This is a genomic window from Paenibacillus nuruki, assembly GCF_963311185.1.
Lineage (GTDB): Bacteria > Bacillota > Bacilli > Paenibacillales > Paenibacillaceae > Saccharibacillus > Saccharibacillus nuruki.
Genome location: NZ_OY725677.1, coordinates 2,934,420 through 2,955,615 on the forward strand (window position 1 = coordinate 2,934,420; position 21,196 = coordinate 2,955,615).

Sequence of the window (21,196 nt, forward strand, 5' to 3'; positions counted from 1 at the left end):
TATGATACGGTCCCATACCCAATCTGCTATTGAACATGCTACACTAAATGGATAAGTATAGATGTTCTAACCCACTCAGGATATGGAGGAAATCAAGCTATGAAAAAAATCGGATTTATTGGCCTTGGCACGATGGGTCTACCTATGGCAGCCAACTTGCTCAAAGCAGGTTACACATTAACTGTATACAATCGTACAGCATCCAAAGCAGAATCTCTAGTTCAGCAAGGAGCCCATCAAGTACATACGCCGCGTGAAGCAGCTACAGGTCAAGATATGGTCATTACGATCATTAGCGATGATGCTTCGATTGTTGATGTATACGAAGGCGAAAATGGCATTTTACAAGCTGTTCAACACGGATTAACGGTTATGGATTGCAGTACCATTTCTCCATCACTTGTCAAACAATTAGCCACTTCGATTACAGATAAAGGCGGTCAATTTCTAGATGCCCCTGTCACAGGTAGTGAGCCTGCGGCTATTGATGGTACCCTTGTGTTTATGGTTGGCGGTGACACGCACGTTATTAATGCACATCAAGATGTATTTGAGACACTGGGTCGCAAAGTGATCCCGATGGGTGCTAACGGTAGCGGTGCTACTGCCAAATTAGCTCATAATACCATTGTAGGTATTCATACTGTTGCCCTTGCTGAAGCTTTTGCTGTAGCCGCAAAAGGTGGCATTGATCCATCGGCTTTTTATGAGCTGGTACGTATGGGCGCAGCAGGTAGTCGTACCGCTGAACTCAAAGGTCAAAAAATTATCGATGGTGATTATACCAACCAATTTTCACTGGCATTGATGCTCAAAGACCTTAAGCTTGCCTCTGTGCTTAACGATAATAATGGTGTACCTTCGCCTATGCTAAATCTGGCAAAAAGTATGTTCCAGATCGGTCAGACCAAAGGATATGGTGATGACGATCTTTCGGTTATCGCTAAATGCTATGAAGAATGGATCGGTCAAACGATCAATGGCAAAGAGCTGTAATCCTATATTCTTAGTACAGTATAACTTTAATTCTTGATCTTCCGCATGATGTATCGCACAGGTGATAGATGAGTCTATAGTACACATGAAAAGGGTAAGTTCTCAGTATGATTGATACTGATGAGCTTGCCTTTTTTGATAGCTACTTTTCGATGCTATTGATGTTGATTAAGCATAAGAACAGCAGTAATCTGTAACTACAGCAATCTCAAGTTTGAAGCGAGTATTGGCAGGCACTTCAAATGTTGCCTGTCCCTTAATATCTAACCATTCTTCTGTATCTGGTAACAGGACACGAAGTTCTCCCGATAGAATTTCCATCGTCTCATGTTGATCTGTTCCAAATTCATAAGAACCTGGCAACATAATGCCTAATGTGATTTTGCTACCATCTGGCAAAATGACTGCACGGCTAGTTACTTTACCCTCGTAATAAATATTAGCTTCTTTTACTACAGTTACCTGTTCTAATTGCGTCATGAATCAGACCGCTCCCCTGCTCATCATTTGAAATACAGAAAATAGTTATAAAAAGGTGCAGAAATGGCGCTTTGCCAACTTCTGCACCTTTAACAGTACTTTTAATTATTTAGACAATAGACCTTTAACATGTTGAACAACGTTCTCAACCGTAAAGCCATACTCAGCCATTACGCGATCTCCTGGAGCAGAAGCACCGAAAGTTGTAATTCCGATAATTCCACCTTTGTCGCCAGTGTAACGTTCCCAACCGAATGTTTGAGCCATTTCGATTGCAAGACGTGGTTTAACATCTGGTAACAATACAGAATCTTTGTAAGCTTGGTCTTGTTGTTCGAACAATTCCCAGCTTGGCATACTGATAACACGCACTTCGATACCTTCAGATGCTAATGCTTCTTGAGCACGAACAGCTAATTGTACTTCAGAACCTGTTGCAATCAATTGTGCTACTGGTTGTCCCGCTTTAGCATCAGATACCACATAAGCACCTTTTTTGATGTTTTGACGAGAATGTTCTACCGTACCTGGCAAGATCGGCAAGTTTTGACGAGTCAATACAAGCGCGATAGGACCTTTTTGGTTTTCCATAGCATGAGCCCAAGCAGCAGACGTTTCGTTACCATCAGCTGGACGAATCACTGTCAAACCTGGAATAATGCGTAGAGAAGCCAATTGTTCGATCGGTTCGTGTGTAGGACCATCTTCACCAACAGCAATACTATCATGAGTCAACACATACGTTACAGGCAAGCCCATAAGAGCAGCCAAACGTACAGCTGGACGCAAGTAATCTGTAAATACGAAGAATGTACCACCGAAGATTTTAACGCCTGTATGAAGAGCAATACCGTTCATTGCCGCAGCCATACCGAATTCACGTACTCCGTAATAAATGTTACGACCCGCATAACTTTCAGGAGTAAAGCTATCCAAACCGTTCAAGTGAGTCATTGTTGAACTCTCAAGGTCAGCAGAACCGCCTGCTAATTGAGGAACACCATTGATTAGACCATTCAACGCATTACCAGAAGCTACACGAGTTGAAACCGCTTTGTCTTCTGTAGTGTAATGAGGAAGTTCTTTGTCCCATCCTTCGCTTAATTCGCCAGCAATTACTGTTTCGAATTGAGCAGCTAGTTCAGGGTTAGCTTTTTTGTATTCAGCAAATTTCTCGTTCCATGCATTGTTCGCTTCTACACCACGCTCTTTTACTTTAGCGAAATGTTCACGAACTTCGTCTGGTACATAGAAATCTTCTTCATAAGTCCACTCGTAAGCAGCCTTAGTTAATTTAGCTTCAGCAGAACCTAGTGGAGAACCGTGAGTACCGCCGTGGCCGCCGATACCTTGTTTATTCGGGCTACCGTAACCGATCACTGTTTTCACTTCGATCAATGTTGGACGAGAAAGATCCGCTTTTGCTTCTTCCAAAGCAGCTGCAAGTGCAGGAAGATCGTTACCGTCTTCTACACGAATCACTTGCCATCCATAAGCTTTAAAACGGTCTTCTACATTCTCAGAGAAAGAAAGACCTGCTTTACCATCCAATGTAATATCATTGGAATCGTACATCATGATCAATTTACCTAGTTTCATATGACCCGCCATAGAAGCAGCTTCACTAGAAACGCCTTCCATCATATCGCCATCACCACAGATTGCATATGTGAAATGATCGACAACATTGAAGTTACCTTGGTTATACGTTGCTGCCAAGTGAGCTTCAGCAATAGCCATACCTACAGCCATACCTACACCTTGACCTAGAGGTCCAGTTGTAGCATCAACACCAACAGTATGGCCAAACTCAGGGTGACCTGGAGTTTTACTGCCCCATTGACGGAACTGTTTGATTTCATCCATTTCCAAGCCATAGCCGGAAAGGTGTAGCAAGCTGTACAATAGCATAGAGCCATGTCCAGCAGAAAGTACAAAACGGTCACGGTTGATCCAAGTTGGATTAGCCGGGTTATGTGTCATTGTTTTTGCAAATAATTGGTAACCCATTGGTGCAGAACCCATTGGCATACCAGGATGTCCGGAATTCGCTTTTTCGATTGCATCGATAGAAAGCGTACGGATTGTTGAAATCGCCAGATTATCCACGTTGGAGTTCTCTGCTTTACTTATACTTTGTTCTTGCTCTTGTTTCTTGTCAGTCATGTTAATCCTCCTCATTCTTCTTGGTAAAGCGAGGTGCCTGAGATTCTATTTCATCTGAATATCAGATCTTAGCAAAGTTGCAAATGAAATAAATCCTCTTGAGTCTTTCAATTTGACTTATTAGCCTTCAACCATTGTAACACTTGTTTGAGAAGTTTGCCAGAACGTTATTTAACTTCATCCTTATTTATACCCAAACTAGCTATAACGAAAAGGAAGTTCGTCATTTTGTTTTGGGAAAATCACTTTTTGTTACAGCTTTTTGTATGTGGTGATGGAGGTTTTTTATTGGGATCATGTATTGCTGAGTGCTAAATGTAAGATATTTTGCTTTGCAAAAATCGTTTTTTTATTGGACTACAATAGGTCGCGCTTATATTGCCAAGCGCTGGGATGTAAGATATTTTGCTTTGCAAATCACTTTTTTATTGGACTACAATATGTCGCGCTTTTACTGCCAAGCGCTAGGAGATGAAGGTTTGAGAATAACACGTAATCGTACACAAAGACTGAAATGGCTACCTATTTTGTTGGTTGGTTTACTCAGTGGAATTATTTTAGGTTTGTTTTTGAAATGGATTCAGTATGCAACAGGTTCATTAGTCTATACACTTTTATTGAATATTGATTTTGTTCCTTTTTTACCAGATCGCTTACCTGAACTGATTGAATTTGCTTTGCATCTTGTGGTTTCGGTGATTATTGCATGGATCTATAGTATATGGATTCGTTTTTCTCCACATCCATGGAGGTATGGCATATTGATCGGTATCGCGTCTTCTCTTTTATTTATTCCGTTAACATTGATGTCAGATCGAGTTCCAGCGATCACTGATATGACAGCTTATGGTTACTGGTTAGTCGGACATTTGTTGTATGGATTATCTTTAAGTCTATTAGCAAAAGTATTATTGATACGAAAATAGATGCTCAAAAATAACATTTGGTATCTGCGTTCTCTTTAGCATACGTTATCTGTATTAACAGAACATTAACGTACCAACAAAAAAAGCACGAATGATCTTCTGCCAGCTAACTGCAAAAGATCATTCGTGCTTTTTGTATATTTATAGTATAGCTTGTCCTATACGATTAACATTGAACAAAAGCTACTGACTTGAAAGAAGAATTAATTAAAAACGACTGTTTTGTTCTGATGTACCAGTACGCGATCTTCTGTGTGCCACTCTACTGCTCTTGCCAACACCACACGTTCAATCGTACGACCAATACGCTTCAGTTCATTCACATTATCGCTATGACTTACACGTTGAACGTCTTGTTCAATAATCGGTCCACCATCTAATTCTTCTGTTACATAATGAGCGGTTGCGCCGATAATTTTGACACCACGATCATACGCTTGTGCATACGGCTTACCCCCTACAAATGCAGGCAAGAAAGAGTGATGAATATTGATAATACGATTACGGAAGTGTTCAATAAACAACGGTGAAATGATCTGCATATAACGAGCCAGTACAATCAGATCAATATCGGAGCCGATCACTTCTAGTTGCTTTTGTTCAGCTTCTTTTTTAGTATCAGCTGTCACAGGAATATGATAGAAAGGAATACCGAATGATTCCACATAGCTACGCATATCATTGTGATTACTGATCACCATAGCAATATCTGCATCTAAATCTCCTGCTTGCCAGTGCCACAACAATTCCACAAGGCAATGATCTTCTTTAGATACAAAAATCGCTAGCCTTTTTTTGCGACTCACCTGATTAATGGTCCATTCCATTTTGAACTGATCTCCTACCGCTTGAAAATCAAGTTCAAGTGCAGGTAAGTTTTTGCTTAGTTCAGGTAGATCAAATTCGACACGCATAAAGAACATACCGCCGGCTGGATCCATCGTATATTGATCAGATTGAACAATATTCGCTCCATGTTCAAATAAAAAGCGTGATACTGTTGCAACAATTCCGGGGCCATCTGGACAAGAAATCAGCATCCGTGCGCGATTTTCCTGTTGTTCTTCTCTTGCTGTTTGATTTTGTTTTACATGTACTTCCATTGAATCTTCGTTCCCCCTTCAAATATCTTATATTACAATCTATGTCATGATGCTAAGAAAGTAAATATATTTATTCAAATTTATTAATATTCATTCAATATCATAAAGATTTATATCATTTTTGATAGCATCATGTAGACATTCGATTTTATGAAAGGATACTTTTTCCTGCGAAATAAGCAGTCAACCGATGATTTAATGCTTCTTCACTTAATTCTGTAAATAGACCTTCTGCAATTACCATATCGTACAATCGTTCCATCGGTTCACGAGGATCCGCTTTACGAGCTTTGGCATCACCTTTTAGCATCTCCCATGTTTCCAAAATATATGGACGTGCTTGAATATTCTGCCCTTCAAAGAAATGATGCAATTTTTCTACATCTTCTAAGAATCCTGTACCAAATCGACCTGTCACATCACCACGTAGCAAAGCAATCTCTGCTTCATACATCGGACGCTGTGTTTTAGCATCTTTACCGATCCAAGGCGTTTCCAGTATAAAAGGACGACCTTTCAACTGATCATGATGAACAATCCGGCTAAGCGCTTCATAACCGATCCAACCAGATCCAAGTGTTGTATGGCGATCTTTACCTGCGCCTGTTGGGTTTTTACTATCATTGATATGCATAACTGTTAAACGATCCAATCCAATCAGACGGTCAAATTTCTCCAACACTCCATCAAAGTCATTGATCAGATCGTAACCAGCATCATGTGTATGACACGTATCAAAACAAATCGTTAATCGTTCATTATGAGGTACCATATCTATAATCTGCGCAATTTCTTCAAAGCTACGCCCTACTTCAGTGCCTTTACCAGCCATCGTTTCTAGCGCAATATTCACATCTGTTTCAGATACGCCAGCTAATACTTTTTCAAGACCTTCTGCAATACGTTTGATACCAAATTCAGCATCCATATCTGTAAAAGCACCTGGATGAAGCACGATATTACGTACACCAATTTGATGCGTACGGCGAATTTCTTCTTGTAAAAAATCAACAGCCAATTCATAAATATTTTCTTTGTACGAACCTAGATTAATAATGTAAGGGGCATGCACAACGATTTCTTCAACACCCATCGTTTGCATTTTTTCTTTGCCTTCTTCAATAAATAACGTATCTATAGGTTTACGGCGCGTATTTTGTGGCGCTCCGGTATATATCATAAATGAGCTTGAGCCATATGTATCTGCCTCATTCGCTGCACTAAGTAACCCTTTACTGGAAAGTGATACATGAGAACCGATCTTTAACATAGTGTATTTCCTCCTTAGTGTTCCGCTATTCACGAATCTCACCTATTTTAACGTGAATAGCAAAATAAATCTAGAAATAGCTGTGCCTTTCATCGTAAATTCATTGTTTGCTAGCTTATATTCAAATGGTTATCTCAGATCATCTGACTTCATAATGGGTAATTAAAATATAGAAGAATGATAACTGCTTAACATCGGCGCAAATAGATTAATGTAATCTTATACATTTCTAAATTTTTTTAAATATATTCAGTAAGATCGATATAGGTTTTGAAGCACATAGATTCTTTGTGGATATAGACTGATTTGAAGATATACATCGTTTATCAGACATAGTGAACTCACTTTAGCTTAAATTAGGAGGATTTATATGAATATCGTTGTTTGTGGAGGTACAGGTCTAGTAGGTAGTCATCTCGTTCCATTTTGGTTACAAGAAAATCACGATATTACAGTAGTGACTCGTAAACTTCCAGATGCGTCCAAATCAAATCCAGCTGTAGAATATATTACGTGGAATGATATGGAACAAAACCCTACGCAATTAGAAGGTGTAGATGTTATCGTTAATCTTTCCGGAGAAACATTGAATCAACGATGGACTACCAAAACCAAACTTGAATTGGTAGAATCGCGCATGAGAACCGTAAATATCGTTTCCAAAGCGATAGAAGCATTGAAGAAAAAGCCTGAAGTGGTGGTTCAAGCCAGTGCGATGGCGATTTATGGTACTTCAGATACGGAAACATTTGATGAACGCAGCCCAAAAAGAACGATGAACTTCCCTTCTAGCCTTGCTGAACAATGGGAAGCCGTAGCTGACAGTATTAAAGGTGTACGCCTGATTAAACTTAGAGTGAGTATTGTACTGGACAAACATAAAGGTGCTTATCCATTGATGCGATTACCTTATATATTAATGGCTGGCGGTAAACTAGGTTCAGGTAAACAATGGAATTCTTGGATTCATATTGATGACATGGTGAGATTAATCGACTTTTGTGTTAAAAATAAAGCTATTGAAGGCCCAGTGAATGCTTCTTCTCCTAATCCTGTACGCTATGCGGATCTTGGAAAAACGATTGCTAAAGTGACTCATCGTCCGCACTGGTTCCATGTTCCAAGTATCGCTCTCAAACCTACATTAGGCGAAATGTCAGATATTTTATTGGATGGACAACGTGTCATTCCGAAAAAAGCACTAGATCATGGATTCACTTTTCTATTTCCTGAAATTCTAGGCGCTTTAGACCATATCGAAAAAACACAATAATCAGCGTTATCATGTAGACCTTATTATCTAATGATGAACGTTATCATTATAAGTCGATAACAATAACTGTTGATAATGGTTACTTGTATATACTTAAAAAAGAATAAAAGGCGATTTCTTTTAATACATACTAAAGAAATCGCCTTTTTGCTATATTGTATTACTGTTTGTCTATCATCATTTTTGTACATAATGTGGGTGTATACAGTTAACAATAATCTTAACTTAATCGCAATGTATATACCGCCTGCGCAATAGTAAAAGAATCTCCTTCATGTAAATGGTATTCTTTATAAGGTACAATAGGTTCTCCTTTTAACATCGTTCCATTACGCGAACTCAAATCTTTGATCGTAATCTGCTGATCATTAATTTCTAATTCGACATGGTTGCGAGAAGTTCCAGTCGACTTTTCCAAATAGTGAACACCTTCTGCTGCTCGACCGATAATAAAGCTTCCCCGGGTCAAACGTACAGGTTCCATCTGCATTGCTCCATTTTCTCTACGTTCTAGATATCCTGTAAATGCTTGCACTTTAGAATGACCATATTCTTGATCCGAAGAAGCATCCTGCCCTAACAGAACAGTAGCCATATGAGGAGAAAGCATTTCTGTACTATGATGAGACGAATGTTGTGAATAAGTGTCTTCATGATCATTAGGCATTGAGGGAGCTTGTGATGAACGACCAAATTCTACAGGTGAACCTGTATTAGAATAAGCAGCTAACTGTTGTTCATATCCATTCACCATCGAATGTTGATGACGAATAGGTGATGGCTCTGGCGAATCTGAACCAAAAATAGCAGCAATATTCTCATCCCGCCAACGCATCGGATCAGGTGTAGGTGTGGAAGAGACTGTTGCTGAAGCTAGTGTTCCACCCCCTCCTGCTAAAATAGGATCTGCTTGCCAGCGCCAATTTTCACTTCCTTCTTCCTCTTCCGACTTTTTATTACGAATAAAAGAAGGCATTTGAAGCCCATTTTTAAGCGGTGATTTACCTTTTAAGATCATATAGATCACTAAAGCAATCGCTATAGTCAAAGCTGTACAGCCATACAACATAAAGTCATTACTGTGCGAAAGGTATCCAAATTTCCAGATCATCGCTGTTACTAAAGCTCCTCCTGCTAGCAAATAGGTTCGATGCGCTGAAGGCATTGGTTGCGCTTCTTGATCAGGTACCGATTGTGTTGGCATCGATGGGCTTGGTGTAGCAGAACTTTTATCTTTAGACATTTTTGTTGATTTTTGATGCTGATTGCTTGCTAAATCGGATGAATTTGTTCTTTTTTTCTTATTTTGCATATGTTGTAAAATAGGATTCGTTGCAGATTGAGCTGGAATATTCACTTCTTGTTGATATCTCACGTTAGAAGATAACGATTCTTGCGATAATCTAGCATTTGAAAATGGTGGAACTTGCTTATTCCGTAACTCTGCAGGATCGATCCATTTTGAAACAGGTGGCTGAGTAGGATGTGTTGTAAGATCCAACATTTGTTGTGGATTACCAAGTAACTCAAGCAACAACATCTTGATGCCTTTGATTGTAAAATCTTCTGCATGACAATAACGCAAAATCCGCTGAATCTGATTACCGCTCAGTTCAGCTACAGAAGTCATCCAACGTGATGCTAATTTGCTTAAAGTCATTTGTACAGGATCTTCATTTAATGTCTCCATCACCGGAATATATGTAAAATGTAATGTTCCTGCCTGTAGTGAACCTTCTACAAAAATATATTCTTCATCCAGTACATAATTAGTCATCGACAACATATGCTGGCTGCTTTCTTCCAGTGTAGAAACTACTTGTAGTAGCAAACCTAGATACTCAGCAATTCCCATCATTTCACCTTGCATACAGTGCTTAAGCATTCGCTTACCTGTGATATCATAACGGAGCACTGCTTGTAGATCGACTTCTTGCAAATGAAGTTGAAGCACTCCACGAATACGAGAAGCTAACATCATGCCTGTTTGCGCTTTACTCAGATCACTATTTTGAAAACCTTGTTCACGACCTACAATCATATATGTTTTGCCATCTTGTACAAAATCCTGTATCAATTGTTGCATGATAATATATGCCTCCTTACTTTCTGTAGCTGATATTTATGCCCAAATCTTTTATAAGTACGTACTTCAACTGAACTATAATCCCTTATCATCCTAAGTTATAAAAAGATAACAAAACACGACTCCTGGTAATACTGCGGTCATAAAAGGGAATGTTAAAAATTGTTGATGTTCCGTTTCGGTCGATCGAATAGATTGCTTCCATAATACAGAACCAATAAGCTTCCAAAATACTCTACGCATACGCATTATCGTTTCGCGTCTCCATAACATAATCAACAGACCAATAACCCCTGCGAAAATAATAGAGTACATCATAACCTGAGCAGTCATTCCCATACCGAACCATATCCCAATCCCACCAAACAATTTCACATCACCTGCTCCTACTGCCTTCATCCAATGAAGGATCAGCATAATACCGAATCCCAATAGAAACCCTTTACCAGCAAAAGCAAGACCATCCCAACCAGATATCACCGCATGATATAGTAATCCACTGATCATAAATAAAATATTCAGTATATTAGGAATTTTGCGTGCCTTAATATCTGTCCAAAATGCCCATAATATAAAAACTCCACCGCCGATAAATATCGTTTCCATTGCTATTCTGTATCCCCTTTTATGATCCAAATAAATGTTATCTATTGCTTATGAAGCTGCGCTACCAATAACAGGTCGGCCATCGTACTCTGCGACTTGAAATACACCTCTCACTTCTTTGCCATCTGCTGTAGTGATCGTATAATTTGCCCAACCCGGTGTAGCATTGGAAGGAATTTTCCATGTCCAATTTACATGACCTTCTGCATCTACTGTCGCTTGACCGAGTCCTTGCGCAGTACTATTCCCACTTTTGTATTGAATATTGAGACTAACAGTTGTACCTGGAGGAGCTTGAGCGACAATCGAAATATTCGATTCTGGATAAGCAGGTGAAGGCACAGAGACAACCGATACGCCTGTTGTTTCTTTCGCCGCTTCTGCCGTATCTTCACCAAACTCTCCAGTGTCTCCTATCCATAATCGTTCTGTTGCTCTTGCTTGCAACACTATAGGTTTGAAAATTAAAGGAATTTTAAACGGTAGCTCATACCGAATTTCGATTCCAAAATACGGATGCGTTTTGGCAGTCAGATCAGGTACAGTCACTTGAGTCACATGAATGCGCTCATAATCTAATTTATTTTCTGCTGATAGCTTCTGCATTAATGGTTTGATCATAGAATCAAGCGCAGGTGCAGATAATTGATTTTTCATATCTTGTAATTTGATATCTCCACTACTTGCCGCTTCCATCATCCACGTATTGAGGGGAGCGGGTACAGAATCTTGATATTTGGATGCCAGCTCTGTAAATGTTAATTTAGGTAGTCGCATCGATTCAGCAGGTAATAACTCTTTGGCTACAAGGTTATCTGCTGCTAATTGAACAGGATACATATGTGTAGCTACATACCTTGCTGTATCCGAAGTTACATTTTGCATAGCTGTATACACTAATGTCATCTGCACTAAATAGACCAAAAAAATAGAAATAAACAAAAAGATCGGTAACACCATAGCGGCTTCTAAAACTATACTTCCACGCTCGCCATCTTTAAAAAATGTGCACTTTGCACGTCGACGTGGAACGTGGTTTTTAAATTCATAGACATTAGAAGCATTTGATGAAGAATGATGAGCTGGATCGTGTAGATTCGCTGAAGAATACGTAGCTACAAAGCGAGATGTGGTATTGAATACACCAATAGGCTGGATCGTGTTGCTTGGTTTAATAGGAGTAATCTGCTTGTTTATCCGCATAATACACACCCTGTTCTATAGAACTATTCACACTGGTTGAATTCACCATTTTGATAACACCTGGTAAAAACCAAATAGGCATTGCTGTTCGTATATGAGCTGAAGCATACGTATTTCGTTCTGCTGGATTGATATCTGTCAAAAAGCGGATCAATGCCAACATACGAGACATCTTTTTTCTCATTGTTAGGTTGTAACAAAAATAAGCGCATATAATCTCGATACTCGAATTCGATAGGGAAATAAGCAGATAATTTGGTTTTGCCAGTATTAAGTAGTTCAATCATATCTTTGATTGCCATCTCTACACCGTAAGCTACCCCTGCTGCAAGAACAGCTAGTGGATGTCCTAGATTTGCATTTTTGACAAGTCCTTCAGCAGTACGAATGGCGAGTCTCATCCCAAAAATTTCGCTATAGGCTGCGGCAATATTGGCAGAAGGATCATTGATACCGTAGATAATATATTCAATCTGCTGATTACGTACTCCAGCTTGTTCGATTGCATCTTTTATAGAACCTTCTGCTAAAGAATCACCTAATCCTTGAAGCTGAATGATATCGAACGTATTGAAATATTGGATCGCATATTCATTTTGAAAAAATTCATTTCTACCTGTAATCAGTGCATCAGAAAGTCCACCAAATACAACGTCCATCGCACCCATCGCTTTTTTGCTTTCTTTGTAAGGGTCTTTATCCATTTTGGAATCCGAAGTCGCTCCACCATCTGCACCGTTAAAAGCTATACTTTCTTTATAATATCCATCTACTTCATCGAACTCTTTAGCTAGTAATCGGGCGGCTGCGGCTGCACCTACGATTTGAGCTAACATTTTTTTAGCTTTTTTTAGTTCTTCTTTGGCTTTTGCTTCTGAAGCTGCTTTAGTTTCTGTTCCTGATCGGGCGGCTTTGAGATCATGTTCGATTACACCCATAATTCCGTTAGGAGCTTTACCTGTATAGTTATCTATATATTTTTGTAAAAGCTTAGCGGTACGAATGGTACTGCTTTTTAAAGAATTGGCATCGCCCGTTGTTTTGGTAAGTTGAGCTGTAGCTTCTGTAATTAAGTTGCTAATAGCATACTGTGCTGTCGTGTAATCATCTTTTTGTGTTTTGATTGAACTTTCCATTTTGCCTAAAAGGTCATCCGATAATACAAGTTGTTCTAGATTTTTGCGAAGTTCTGCTAATTTAGCTTCTGATTCTGCATCTCCAGCATTCGATCCGCCAGGGATATTCGTATTTCGTACTCGTTCATATGCTTCATTTTGTGTACGAGTTTTGGCTTCTTCGATAATACGAGCAATTTCTTGATTATATTTTTTAATTTCAACCATAATTTCGTTAGCTTCTTTATACATATTGTCATGAGTAATAATTAGATCTTTGTAATCTCTCGATAAATTAGACAAAAACGTTTTAGACTTACTTTTATACGCAGAAATTTTGGCTGTGTTGATCGGACTTTTATCTTTTTTCTTACGTTTCTTATCTTCTGCAATCAACGCTGTGTAATTATTAAACTGAGCTGCAATATCAGCTACAGACGAAATCGAACCTACATTTTTGTTAGCAATTGAACTTTTCACAGGATGCATAATTTTAGCAGTTAATTCTTCAACTTCTGCGGCTGTTTTTTTCTGTAACGCTATTAATTTATCTATTTCTTGTTCACGCTTATCGTACGGTTCACGTACATCTTCCAAAACATTTACTGTTTGGCTGGCTTCTTTAAGTACACCAGACATTCCTTTAAATTTATCTACAATTTCTATCGTAAAATCTATAGGTGCTTTATATTTCATTTCTTCTTGAATCTGATGGTTAAACACATCGTAACTTCCTAAAGGACGGCTTAGTTGAACAGATGTTGTATCTGCTCTCATTGGAATTAATTTAAAGCTATCTGTACTCTCGGTATAATTAAAATTCTCATTTAACGCTGTATCTAATAGTTGCGTAGGATCAGATTCGCCTGTAGCAAATAATCCATATTGTTGTTGTAAATCAGTATCAAAAGCAGACATAGCTGAACGAACAGCCGCATGAGCAAGACGCTCGGATTGTACTTCCATCGCTGCAATGCGTGAGTAATCGATAAAAACAGCTGTAAATAAAAAAACACCTGCCAGTACAACGATCATAAAAATAGAAACCACACCTTGTGTATCTGCTACCTTACGTAGTAATGCTTTTTTCCAATAGGTTACTTGGTATCTTAATTGTAGTTTACGTGCTTTTCTCAAAATCATTCACACTCCTGCTTTAACTACCTGCTGCTGTAGAAAACCATTGCAGTACGGTTCCAGCACGTCCCATATTCATAGCCGCACCATATTTCCCTGTAAATTTCGCTCCATAATAACGCATCAATTCGATCGTACGGATAAATTCTACAGGTTCAACAACAACTGAACTTGCACTCACTTCACTTCGCAATGGATGACCTAATTCACGTTCTAATGCGCCCAAAGAAATAGGTTCACTCAACGTTGTATTCACATTTCTCATCATCAAATGGTTGTTATAGGTTGTATTACCACTCATTTTTCCAGGTATCCATGAAGCAGCAGCGGCTAATTTGTTGGCGGGTAATGACCCACCACTTCCACCTGGAATAGCAACATTCGCTGTATTTGCCGCACCTGCCCATCCAAATAATCCACTGATCATATTATCATCAGCGATTCGCCAGTACAGACCATCATCTTGCCCTTGCGGAAAAGCACCTGTATTGATATCTTTGTGACTGTTATCCCAAGTGTACGCCGCACGTTCTGATGTTTTGGATGCAGCCTGTTTAAGCATCGTATTTTGATATTGGTACATACACATAAACAGAATCAGCAACGTGGTGAACAGAATGATAGGAAAAACGATGGAAGCTTCAAGTGTGAAGCTCCCTTTAGTATTTTTCCAAAAATGTTTGATATTCATATTATTTAGTAAATTCTGCGCTTTTAGTTTCCATATATTTAATAGTATTCTCTACAATTTTTGTGATTGAAGTCTTAAATAATAGAGCTAATGTTACAATTACAGCTACAATCAAAATCATTTCCAATGTTCCAATACCTTCCTCATTACTCCAAAAGTTTTGAACTGCGCCCCATGAACCTTTAATTAAATTTGTCATTATATTTTCCTCCTACATATTCATCATCATAAATGCTGGCGTACCGACAAGAACCATAACTACTACAAAAATTAACACCATCGGAAATACCATTTTAGAAGAAGCTTGTTCTCCTCTTACACGACTGACTGCTTTGCGTTTATCCCACAATGTCCGTGAAAGATCACGTAAAGCAAGTCCAAATTCTCCACCGCCACGACGGAAGTTAAGCATTACCGTTGTTGTAAATACGGATACTTCCTGAACTCCACAACGCTTACTAAACGACTCTAATCCTTGTTGAAACGAATACCCATTTTCCATTTCACGTACCATTCGAAAGAGTTCTTTGTACAATGGATGATTTTCTGCTTCACCTTGTTTACGCTGAACACAACGTACAATCGCTTTTTGAACAGTTTCGCCGGCACCTACAAGCAGTACGATTTTATTTAGAAATTCAGGTAGTTCTAGCAAAATATCTTGTTCTCGCTCATGTACTTTCTTTTGTAGATCGCGGAACAGTCCAACAGGAAGCAGTATTGCCAAAGCGATCCCCATGACTAACCATGTCATACTACCACCAGAGATCGCTGCCATTACCAATCCACCTGTAAGCAGTAACCAGATATACCCTGCCATTTCTGCAATATACAGCAGAGTCATTTCACCACTACGATGTACACCAAATCCTTTTTGGATCGAGCTTTGAATCCGGTAAAACACCCCTGAAAATCGTGATACAAAGCGAATTTTTTCGAGCAATACTAACATAGCTGGCAAAAGAGGTCTTAGCTTAATCACTTCAAATGGTAGCTTGGCAAGTTCTTTATGTAACGTACTGGCACTTTGATTTAGTACGACCCATCCAATCACTAATGCTGCTGCCAATAACCCTTCTAACCATATCAAAAGCAGTTTGTTCACCTCCCTTCCAGCTTATTTTGATCCGTATTTAGACTTTGATATTCATAAATTTGCGAATTAGCCAATAGCAAAATCCTAAAGCTGCCAAGCAAATGGTAGAAATCACAATCCCAATCGGATTACCATACAATGGTTTCATAAAGTCTGCTGCGGTCACATTCAAAAAGATCAAAAAGAAAAATGGAGTCGCTACCAGCGCATTAGATTCGAATTTTTTTTGCGAAATCATCACTGATATTTCTTGCTGAATATCTAACTTTTCACCGATTGTTGCAGACGTTTTGCGTACCACTTCTACCAGATCACCACCGGTACGTTTACAAGTGACAAATACATCTGCAAAATTCGTAATATCTTCATTCATAGCTCGATCGCTAAAATCTTGTAATGCTTCTTCGATCGGCTGTCCATACTCTAATCGCGTGGTAATAATATTGAGCTCTCGAATCATGTCGTTATCCCCATCTGGATATAACATACGCAAATCTTGTGCTGCTTCGCGAAACCCATTTTCAACTGAACGTCCGACGGCTAGAGAAGATGACAATGAATATAGCGCTTGTTTGAAATGTGAGCTTAAAGCCGCTCGCTTACGTTCTAGTAAATGTTTACGTAATAATTTCGGCATAAACCATGCGCCTATAGCCAGTACACTAGCAATAATCCATTGATGGTAAAACAGATAACCGATCATGATAAACAAAATAGCGAAGAGCACAATACAACTTATTCGTTGTAAGGCAGATAAGTGATACACAGTATAATCAGCTAACTCTGCACGTGGCTGTTCAGAACGTGCAAGTGGTGGAAGCGATGATGAAGATGGATGAGGTGCAGCAGGATTAACTTGTGCTACAGGTGTAACTGTTTGGCTTTTTCCTGCATGATTAGCTTTGAACATATGGTTCTCCTTTCTTTAGGTATCTTGAACAATTTCTAGATATATCTGGTTATACTCTGCTATGTTCAGCAGTAGGCGTATACATCGAAGCTAACTTACGCCATTCTTCGATTCCAGCTGCTCGTAATTTATCCGTGTGAATTAGTAGATTACCTGTAGGCACAAGATCACCTATAATGCGCCCTTCTTTTTCACCCGACTCTTCAAATATAAACAAAGGATTCAGCACCACTTCGCCATCAACCATACCTCGTACTTCTGAGATTTCTACAATACGACGTGAACGATCACGCAAACGAGCTAGATGGACAAAGATATCAATCGCCGAACTAATCTGCTTACGTACAACCTGCATAGGTAAGTCTGCTCCGCTAAGTACCATCGTTTCTAGACGACTGATCATATCTACAGCGCTGTTAGCATGACCTGTAGACAAAGAGCCATCATGACCTGTATTCATCGCTTGTAGCATATCTAGCGCTTCTGAGCCCCGCACCTCACCGACTACAATCCGATTGGGACGCATCCGTAGAGAAGAACGGATCAGATCACGGATCGAAATTTCACCTTTGCCTTCTGTATTGGAATTACGAGTTTCCATAGACACTAAATTTGGAATCGTTTTGATCTGTAATTCTGCTGAATCTTCGATAGTGATTACACGCTCGTCTTCAGGAATGTACTGAGATAATGCATTAAGAAAAGTCGTTTTTCCTGATCCGGTACCTCCACTAATAAAGATATTAAATTTACTTTGAACAAGCGTCTGTAGCAAGTTAGACGCAACTGGAGCAATTGCACCCATACGAACCAGATCATTCATGGTCATCGGTTGCTCTGGAAATTTACGAATAGTCATTGTAGGACCTTTAAGCGCTACAGGTGGTAATACAATATTGACACGTGATCCATCTTTGAGCCTTGCATCGACTATTGGTGACGATTCATTGACGACCCGATTGACACCCGACACGATCGTCTGAATAATATCCTCTAATCGATCTCTGGATTCAAAGACTGTAGCATTGCGCATCACTTGCCCATTACGTTCAATAAAAATGTCTGTATGACTATTGATCATAATCTCGGTCACACTTTTATCATCTACAAGAGGTTGTAAAATATCTAATCCCCGAAAAGAATCAAATACTTGGCGTACTAAGCGACGTTTCTCTCCTGCGGTTAAGTTAGGATAACGTTGTTGATCTAATACTTTTTGTTCTATACGCTGCATCAGCTCATCATCGTCGATTGTGAATGTTACATCTAGACCGGAGCGCACTTCATCCCGTAATGTTAAAAATAAGTCTTCGTTCACATTTTCACCCCGTCCGTACTATAAATATCATATGTACCAGACTGACATAGCTTCAAGATATCTCGCTGAAAAATAGGAGAACACCATAGCAATTCGCTGTTTGTCACTTGTTTCCATGAAGGAACATAAGCCAGTGTACCTTCTAACTGCATATCTTCCAGTGGTAAAACATTCACAATACTGCCGTTAAATTTGTTCATAACAAACGATGTTTTGGCTCGCAATTCTTGATATAAGCTTACATAATGATTTTCCCAATAAGACATCCAGATAGCTGTTTTGTTCATACAAGGTAGATCGTCGGTCATTAGCCATAACACACGATCACTTTCTTGCAATGCTACCTGTATCCGTTCATGCCAGCTTGATTCTCCATCGATTACGATATGATCGTATTCACCACTATTCACAAGATAACGAATTAACATTTGCGTTTCTTCAGCTGTCATGCGCAATAATTCATTTAAATTTTCAGGCGGTTCAAAGGTGTCAGCTTTCATTTCTTCAGCATGTATTGCATAGGAAGAAGGAAGATGAGTCGGTATTTCTTTCTTCTCTGCAAATGCTTGTAGATCGTAGAGCAAGCGAGACAATCCATTACTTTGCTCACGTTGCTGATCCCAATGTAGTAACCATGTGCTACTCGCTGATTCTAGATTCAGATAAAATACATGATGTCCGCTCATACTTAATTGTTTTACCATATTGATAGCCGTAATCGACTTACCACTTCCCGGAACAGCAGAGTGCACCATTGTGACGATTGTACGGTTATCACGGCGTACTACATCTGTACTTGTAGGTTTGGTCATCGCACATAATTGTTCGAGTAAACTCTGTAAAGGTTGATATTTCGCTATCGAAGGACCTTCAAGAGTGGTTTCCCCATATTCATTGAGACATACCCAACGATATTGCTGAATATTTTCACTATCTAACCAGCTTTTGAGAAAAGATTCTTCTGCCGCTACCAACCCTGAATGTTCCCCACTATTCATATAGGTGCGAAATGTAGCTATATTCAAAAAAGCTCTGATTCTCACTTTAGATCCATATTCACTCTCTCTTACATAGCGCAGTAATAGTTCAATATACTGGCTATCTTCAACGCCCAGAACAATGTGTACTGGAGCCATAGACTTTCCCCCTCAAAAAATGCAACAAAAAAAGCACCGTTTAAATACCACACAAAGTAAATTGTGCGATGCTTAAACGGTGCTTCCGTTGCATGTGTTATCCAATTAACGATAGAATATCATACATTTTATAGGTCTGCAATACTATTTTACTAAAAAAAGCAAAAAATTATCAGATAATATGAATATATAGTCTCACTTTTAGTTAGTAATTGTATATTTCCTCACTGTATATATACCTATAAAGGAGTCTAAATAACTACAAACTGCATATATAGGTCATTTGTTGAATACAAGTGTTTAACATAGAGATATTACATTATAGTTACATATGTTGCATTTAATTAAGATAAGGTTAAATGGATACAGAGTAATCAACTCAGTCTATGCCAATCAGGAGAGGTGGAAAAATTTATGTTTAAACGCCCTATGAATACTAAGCCATGGGCAGTTTTGCTTCTGACAGGAGCAATCTGTATGGCTTCACCTTCATTTATGTATGCAGCGGATACCGTTACGCCATTAACTAACCCTTCTTGGACGTCAACTTCCCTATTCACCGATAAAATGGAGAACGCTATTGCGACTCGTGCAACCGATGTACACGCGCTTCCATCCAAAAATCTGGTGTATGTACATACGCAACAAGATATCCCTAATACAACCGGTCAGACTAAAAACAACTGGTATCTGGATACCGTCAAAGCTTTTGATATCAAAACCGGTAAAATGAAATGGCAATACACTCTACATGACGCTGCTGGCCCTTACACATTGAACACAGATATGATTTATTCTAGTTATGGAACAGTCTATGTCTATGCTGCTTATTCGGATGGTACTTATAAGCTTCATTCGATCAATTCAGCAGGTAAACTCAACTGGGTCAAAACATTAACAGGTGCAAGCAGTATAACGATGCTGAAAGATAGCTCTCTACTTGTCGCTTCTCAAGGTACAGTGAATAGTAAAGGTGTAGTGAAATCAACCATCAGTCGTTACGATACAATGGGGAAATTGCTAAATACCAAAGATATTCAAGGTTCTGTACTGAAAGCAGAAGGCGATCGTATTATTGTAACGGCAAGTCATTTACTTAAAAATGAAAATGGCTGGGAAGCTGTTCCAAATCCTAAAGTGGATGTATATGGTCTAGCGTTAACCAAATTATATTCTTACCAGTTCCCGGCAAACATCAATATTTATGGAGATGGCAGTGACTCGATGTTTGTACTTAAAGACAGCACTGTTCTGATTCGTACCAATATTGATCGTACTAAAAACAAAATATTTGCTTTCAATGCAAAAGGCAAATTAATGTGGGGACGCAATATCCCGGCGGGTTCGATTACACAATCAACAGGTACAGGTTATGTCGTCTATGATAATCAAATGATGAAATTATATAATACGACTTCTAGCAAAGTACTGGCTTCCCGTGAATTAGAAGGTGAACCTTCTGTCGATTATACATGGGTACAAAAAACAAGCGATGGTAACTTAGCTGTTAATCTAGATGATCGTACTTACATCTTGTATCCAACCAATCTTTCTACTATTCATGTATTCAAAAATAAAGCATTAAGCGCGCCAAATGATTATGTGAATCATACGATCTATTCTGTCGATCAAGATATGCTTGCCAAAATGGTATTAAAATAACTCGTTTTGCTTTTCTATCCAA

Annotated in this window: 18 protein-coding genes; 4 read left to right on the top strand and 14 right to left on the bottom strand. The window is 39.0% G+C overall.

Annotated features, from left to right (window positions below; all coding sequences use genetic code 11):
• Positions 1 to 99: 99 nt before the first annotated feature.
• A complete protein-coding gene (locus RCP16_RS13170; protein ID WP_308640492.1) occupies positions 100 to 996 on the top strand; it encodes an NAD(P)-dependent oxidoreductase in 897 nt (298 codons plus the stop codon).
• A gap of 168 nt (positions 997 to 1,164) precedes the next feature.
• Here the strand turns inward: RCP16_RS13170 and ppnP are convergent, their stop codons facing one another.
• Together ppnP and tkt are read right to left on the bottom strand one after the other, a co-directional pair.
• Complete coding sequence (gene ppnP / locus RCP16_RS13175; protein ID WP_069327171.1) at positions 1,165 to 1,476, bottom strand: pyrimidine/purine nucleoside phosphorylase; 312 nt, start codon at positions 1,474 to 1,476, stop codon at positions 1,165 to 1,167.
• 105 nt (positions 1,477 to 1,581) lie between these two features.
• Entirely contained in the window at positions 1,582 to 3,642 is a 2,061-nt protein-coding gene (gene tkt, locus RCP16_RS13180) for a transketolase (RefSeq protein WP_069327170.1), read from the bottom strand.
• A 479-nt stretch (positions 3,643 to 4,121) separates the two neighbouring features.
• Between tkt and RCP16_RS13185 the strand changes: the two genes are divergently transcribed.
• Positions 4,122 to 4,568, top strand: a complete 447-nt coding sequence (locus RCP16_RS13185) for a hypothetical protein (RefSeq protein WP_308640493.1) — start codon at positions 4,122 to 4,124, stop codon at positions 4,566 to 4,568.
• A 203-nt stretch (positions 4,569 to 4,771) separates the two neighbouring features.
• On the opposite strand, the gene purU is transcribed toward RCP16_RS13185, so the two are convergent.
• Together purU and RCP16_RS13195 are read right to left on the bottom strand one after the other, a co-directional pair.
• Complete coding sequence (gene purU, locus RCP16_RS13190) at positions 4,772 to 5,671, bottom strand: formyltetrahydrofolate deformylase (RefSeq protein ID WP_308640494.1); 900 nt, start codon at positions 5,669 to 5,671, stop codon at positions 4,772 to 4,774.
• A 148-nt stretch (positions 5,672 to 5,819) separates the two neighbouring features.
• Positions 5,820 to 6,941 carry a deoxyribonuclease IV gene (locus RCP16_RS13195; protein ID WP_273593472.1) on the bottom strand — a complete coding sequence of 374 codons (1,122 nt, stop codon included), beginning with the start codon at positions 6,939 to 6,941 and terminating at the stop codon, positions 5,820 to 5,822.
• Positions 6,942 to 7,311: 370 nt separating this feature from the next.
• Between RCP16_RS13195 and RCP16_RS13200 the strand changes: the two genes are divergently transcribed.
• On the top strand, positions 7,312 to 8,214 hold the full coding sequence (locus RCP16_RS13200) for a TIGR01777 family oxidoreductase (protein WP_137222104.1): 903 nt from the start codon (positions 7,312 to 7,314) through the stop codon (positions 8,212 to 8,214).
• Positions 8,215 to 8,434: 220 nt separating this feature from the next.
• Here the strand turns inward: RCP16_RS13200 and RCP16_RS13205 are convergent, their stop codons facing one another.
• The 10 genes from RCP16_RS13205 to RCP16_RS13250 form a co-directional block, all read right to left on the bottom strand.
• Complete coding sequence (locus RCP16_RS13205) at positions 8,435 to 10,300, bottom strand: DUF6382 domain-containing protein (protein ID WP_308640495.1); 1,866 nt, start codon at positions 10,298 to 10,300, stop codon at positions 8,435 to 8,437.
• Between the two features lie 93 nt (positions 10,301 to 10,393).
• Complete coding sequence (locus RCP16_RS13210) at positions 10,394 to 10,906, bottom strand: A24 family peptidase (RefSeq protein ID WP_069327164.1); 513 nt, start codon at positions 10,904 to 10,906, stop codon at positions 10,394 to 10,396.
• Between the two features lie 48 nt (positions 10,907 to 10,954).
• Positions 10,955 to 12,109: a TadE/TadG family type IV pilus assembly protein gene (locus RCP16_RS13215; RefSeq protein ID WP_308640496.1), complete on the bottom strand. Its 1,155-nt coding sequence runs from the start codon at positions 12,107 to 12,109 to the stop codon at positions 10,955 to 10,957.
• A gap of 23 nt (positions 12,110 to 12,132) precedes the next feature.
• On the bottom strand, positions 12,133 to 14,367 hold the full coding sequence (locus RCP16_RS13220) for a TadE/TadG family type IV pilus assembly protein (RefSeq protein WP_308640497.1): 2,235 nt from the start codon (positions 14,365 to 14,367) through the stop codon (positions 12,133 to 12,135).
• Positions 14,368 to 14,380: 13 nt separating this feature from the next.
• On the bottom strand, positions 14,381 to 15,052 hold the full coding sequence (locus RCP16_RS13225; protein ID WP_069327162.1) for a TadE/TadG family type IV pilus assembly protein: 672 nt from the start codon (positions 15,050 to 15,052) through the stop codon (positions 14,381 to 14,383).
• Position 15,053: 1 nt separating this feature from the next.
• On the bottom strand, positions 15,054 to 15,251 hold the full coding sequence (locus RCP16_RS13230) for a Flp1 family type IVb pilin (RefSeq protein WP_083243428.1): 198 nt from the start codon (positions 15,249 to 15,251) through the stop codon (positions 15,054 to 15,056).
• A gap of 12 nt (positions 15,252 to 15,263) precedes the next feature.
• The gene (locus tag RCP16_RS13235) at positions 15,264 to 16,148 is read right to left on the bottom strand and encodes a type II secretion system F family protein (RefSeq protein WP_069327282.1); all 885 of its coding nucleotides are present in this window, start codon (positions 16,146 to 16,148) and stop codon (positions 15,264 to 15,266) included.
• Between the two features lie 37 nt (positions 16,149 to 16,185).
• Positions 16,186 to 17,058 carry a type II secretion system F family protein gene (locus RCP16_RS13240; RefSeq protein WP_308640498.1) on the bottom strand — a complete coding sequence of 291 codons (873 nt, stop codon included), beginning with the start codon at positions 17,056 to 17,058 and terminating at the stop codon, positions 16,186 to 16,188.
• 49 nt (positions 17,059 to 17,107) lie between these two features.
• Positions 17,108 to 18,376 (bottom strand): TadA family conjugal transfer-associated ATPase, encoded by a 1,269-nt coding sequence (locus RCP16_RS13245; protein WP_273593467.1) that lies wholly within the window; start codon positions 18,374 to 18,376, stop codon positions 17,108 to 17,110.
• On the bottom strand, positions 18,373 to 19,512 hold the full coding sequence (locus RCP16_RS13250; protein WP_308640499.1) for a P-loop NTPase family protein: 1,140 nt from the start codon (positions 19,510 to 19,512) through the stop codon (positions 18,373 to 18,375). The genes RCP16_RS13245 and RCP16_RS13250 overlap by 4 nt, the downstream gene beginning before the upstream one ends.
• Before the next feature lie 414 nt (positions 19,513 to 19,926).
• Here RCP16_RS13250 and RCP16_RS13255 point away from each other — a divergent pair, with 414 nt between their 5' ends.
• Positions 19,927 to 21,174: an outer membrane protein assembly factor BamB family protein gene (locus tag RCP16_RS13255; RefSeq protein ID WP_308640500.1), complete on the top strand. Its 1,248-nt coding sequence runs from the start codon at positions 19,927 to 19,929 to the stop codon at positions 21,172 to 21,174.
• Positions 21,175 to 21,196: the final 22 nt, after the last annotated feature.

Bases quoted from the DNA above. Each gene is read 5' to 3' on its own strand.
- RCP16_RS13170 (WP_308640492.1), top strand. From the start codon at position 100: ATGAAAAAAATCGGATTTATTGGCCTTGGCACGATGGGTCTACCTATG.
- ppnP (WP_069327171.1), bottom strand. From the start codon at position 1,476: ATGACGCAATTAGAACAGGTAACTGTAGTAAAAGAAGCTAATATTTAT.
- tkt (WP_069327170.1), bottom strand. From the start codon at position 3,642: ATGACTGACAAGAAACAAGAGCAAGAACAAAGTATAAGTAAAGCAGAG.
- purU (WP_308640494.1), bottom strand. From the start codon at position 5,671: ATGGAAGTACATGTAAAACAAAATCAAACAGCAAGAGAAGAACAACAG.
- RCP16_RS13195 (WP_273593472.1), bottom strand. From the start codon at position 6,941: ATGTTAAAGATCGGTTCTCATGTATCACTTTCCAGTAAAGGGTTACTT.
- RCP16_RS13200 (WP_137222104.1), top strand. From the start codon at position 7,312: ATGAATATCGTTGTTTGTGGAGGTACAGGTCTAGTAGGTAGTCATCTC.
- RCP16_RS13205 (WP_308640495.1), bottom strand. From the start codon at position 10,300: ATGCAACAATTGATACAGGATTTTGTACAAGATGGCAAAACATATATG.
- RCP16_RS13210 (WP_069327164.1), bottom strand. From the start codon at position 10,906: ATGGAAACGATATTTATCGGCGGTGGAGTTTTTATATTATGGGCATTT.
- RCP16_RS13215 (WP_308640496.1), bottom strand. From the start codon at position 12,109: ATGCGGATAAACAAGCAGATTACTCCTATTAAACCAAGCAACACGATC.
- RCP16_RS13220 (WP_308640497.1), bottom strand. From the start codon at position 14,367: ATGATTTTGAGAAAAGCACGTAAACTACAATTAAGATACCAAGTAACC.
- RCP16_RS13225 (WP_069327162.1), bottom strand. From the start codon at position 15,052: ATGAATATCAAACATTTTTGGAAAAATACTAAAGGGAGCTTCACACTT.
- RCP16_RS13230 (WP_083243428.1), bottom strand. From the start codon at position 15,251: ATGACAAATTTAATTAAAGGTTCATGGGGCGCAGTTCAAAACTTTTGG.
- RCP16_RS13240 (WP_308640498.1), bottom strand. From the start codon at position 17,058: ATGTTCAAAGCTAATCATGCAGGAAAAAGCCAAACAGTTACACCTGTA.
- RCP16_RS13250 (WP_308640499.1), bottom strand. From the start codon at position 19,512: ATGGCTCCAGTACACATTGTTCTGGGCGTTGAAGATAGCCAGTATATT.
- RCP16_RS13255 (WP_308640500.1), top strand. From the start codon at position 19,927: ATGTTTAAACGCCCTATGAATACTAAGCCATGGGCAGTTTTGCTTCTG.